Source organism: Streptomyces panacea (assembly GCF_040560175.1).
Classification (GTDB): domain Bacteria; phylum Actinomycetota; class Actinomycetes; order Streptomycetales; family Streptomycetaceae; genus Streptomyces; species Streptomyces panacea.
In genome coordinates this window covers 1-2,550 of the sequence record NZ_JARJHW010000349.1, presented here as the reverse complement: position 1 = coordinate 2,550, position 2,550 = coordinate 1, and the positions used below count along the sequence as shown (strand labels likewise).

Sequence of the window (2,550 nt, the reverse complement as noted above, 5' to 3'; positions counted from 1 at the left end):
AGACAGCGGCGGGAGGCCGTGACCGTACGGGCACCGCCGCCGGGGCCCGTACCGTATCGCCGCTCTGGACGTTCGGGCTCCTCCGCTCCGAGCTGACCACCACCTTCCGCCGCTGGCGCACCCTCGCGCTGCTGGGCGTGCTGGCCGCCGTACCGGTCCTGATCGGCATCGCCATCAAGATCGAGACGAGCGACGGCGGCCCGGCCGGGGCCGGCGGGGGAGGGGGCGGCCCGGCCTTCCTGACGCAGATCACCAACAACGGGCTGTTCCTGGTCTTCGCCGCGCTCGCCGCGACGCTGCCGGTCTTCCTCCCGATGGCGGTCGGCGTCATCGCGGGCGACGCGGTCGCGGGCGAGGCGAACGCCGGCACCCTGCGCTATCTGCTGGTCGCGCCGGCGGGCCGGACCCGGCTGCTGCTGGCCAAGTACGCGGCGACGCTTGTGTTCTGCCTGGCCGCGACCCTGGCGGTGGCTGTCTCCGCGCTGATCGTGGGGGCGCTGCTCTTCCCGATCGGCGAGGTCACGACGATCTCCGGCACGCGCATCACCTTCGGCGACGGGCTGGTCAGGGCGGTGCTGATCGCGCTGCTCGTCGCCGCCTCACTGATCGGTCTGGCGGCGCTCGGCCTGTTCGTCTCCACCCTCACCAACAGCGGCATCGCGGCCATGGCGACGACGGTCGGGCTGGTGATCACGGTGCAGATCCTGGACACGATCCCGCAGCTGCACGGCATCCACCCGTATCTCTTCCCGCACTACTGGCTGTCCTTCGCCGATCTGCTCCGCGAGCCGTACTACTGGGACGACGTGCTGAGGAATCTCGGCCTGCAGGGCGTGTACGCGGCCGTGTTCGGCTCGGCGGCCTGGGCGCGTTTCACGGCGAAGGACATCAGTGCGTGAGGTCAGTGCGTGGGGTGAGTGGGTGAGGTCAGCGGGTGAGGACGGTGCCGGTCAGGTCCCCAGCGCCCAGATCGCGTAGGCGACGGCGTCGCTGTTGCGGTCCAGCGCCGTGTCGTTGATGCTCGCCGTCGTGTCGCACGACGAGTGGTAGCAGCGGTCGAAGGCCTGGCCGGCCGTGCCGCCCCACTTCTGGACCTGGGCACTGGTCTTCGTACGCCCGGCGCCGGTGAACAGCCCGCCGACCGGTACGCCGATGCTCATGAAGGAGGCGTGGTCCGAGCGGCCGTCGCCCTCGGTCTCGATCTCCGTCGGGACGCCGAGTCCGGCGAAGTAGGTCTTGAAGGTCTGCTCGATGACCGGGTCGTCGTCGTAGACGAAGTAACCGGCGTTCGACGAGCCGATCATGTCGAAGTTGAGATAGCCGTCGAGCTTCGCGCGCTCGGTGGAGGGCAGGTTGTTCGCGTAGTAGCGGGAGCCGACCAGCCCCAGCTCCTCCGCGCCCCACCAGCCGAACCTCAGATGCTTCGTCGGCTGGAGCCCGGCTCTGGAGACCGCGAGCGCGGTCTCCAGTACGGCGGCGGAGCCGGACCCGTTGTCGTTGATCCCGGCGCCCGAGGTCACCGAGTCGAGGTGGGCCCCGGCCATCACGACCTGGTTGGGGTCGCCGCCGGGCCAGTCGGCTATCAGGTTGTAGCCGACGCGCCCGCCGGAGGTGAACTGCTGTACGGAGGTGGTGAACCCGGCCGCGTCCAGCTTGCCCTTCACGTAGTTGACCGACGCCAGATAGCCGGGGCGGCCGTGGGCGCGGTTGCCGCCGTTGGCGGCGGCTATCGAGGAGAACTGGGTGAGGTGCGCCTTGACGTTGGCGAGGGATATGTCGGGGGCGGCGAGCGCCGTCGTGGCCGTGGCCGTGGTCGCGGCCGGTGACGCCGTCGCGGCGGGCGCGACGGACGCGAGCAGCCCGCCGATCGCGAGCGCGCCGACGAGGGCGGTACGTGCGGGAACGGAGAGCTTGGAGAGCTTCATGTGGGGGCTCCGGATTCCGTATGAGGACTGACGGAAGGTGGTGCGCACGATGCGTGCTGATGGTCAACGCACGCTTGACTCAGCGTCAAGAGCGGGAATCGGACACGAGTGTTCGACTTGCGGATACTTATGCTGCTGACATGCGACCCACGTTGTTCACCGTCGACCTGCCCGGACCCGGGCGTCTGAGCACCATGGCCAAACCTCGGGGAGCGGACTGGCTGGCGGACGAGATGCGGGGCCTGCGCGACGCGGGCGTCGACGTCCTGGTCTGCGCACTCACGGCCGCCGAACGCGACGAGTTGGGCCTGTCCGACGAGGAACGGGCGGCCGGGGCGGCCGGCCTGCGCTTCGTCTCCGTCCCCATCCCCGACCGCACGGCCCCCGACCCGGCCGAGGTCCTGCCGACGCTGCGCGACCTGGCCGCCCGACTCGCGGACGGCGCGCACGTGGTCACCCACTGCCGGGCCGGCATAGGCCGCGCGTCCCTGCTGGCGGCCGCCCTGCTGATCCTGGGCGACACCGACCCGGACACCGCGTGGGCCGCCCTGGAGAAGACCCGCGGCCTCGCCGTCCCGGACACCCCCGAACAGCGGGAGTGGACTCTGCGGCTGCCCACGTCCGC

Annotated in this window: 2 protein-coding genes and 1 pseudogene; 2 read left to right on the top strand and 1 reads right to left on the bottom strand. The window is 70.9% G+C overall.

All coding sequences use genetic code 11. The features are described 5' to 3' along the window. Positions 1 to 899: ABC transporter permease (locus P3L51_RS35800; protein ID WP_435594604.1), on the top strand; the 899-nt coding region annotated here is incomplete at its 5' end. 60 nt (positions 900 to 959) lie between these two features. Here P3L51_RS35800 and P3L51_RS35795 read toward each other — a convergent pair. Further along, a pseudogene (locus tag P3L51_RS35795) lies at positions 960 to 1,925 on the bottom strand (M28 family metallopeptidase); the annotation flags it as partial. Positions 1,926 to 2,065: 140 nt separating this feature from the next. On the opposite strand from P3L51_RS35795, the gene P3L51_RS35790 reads away from it, so the two are divergent. Then, on the top strand, positions 2,066 to 2,550 hold a 485-nt coding region (locus P3L51_RS35790; protein WP_354609539.1), incomplete at its 3' end, for a phosphatase domain-containing putative toxin.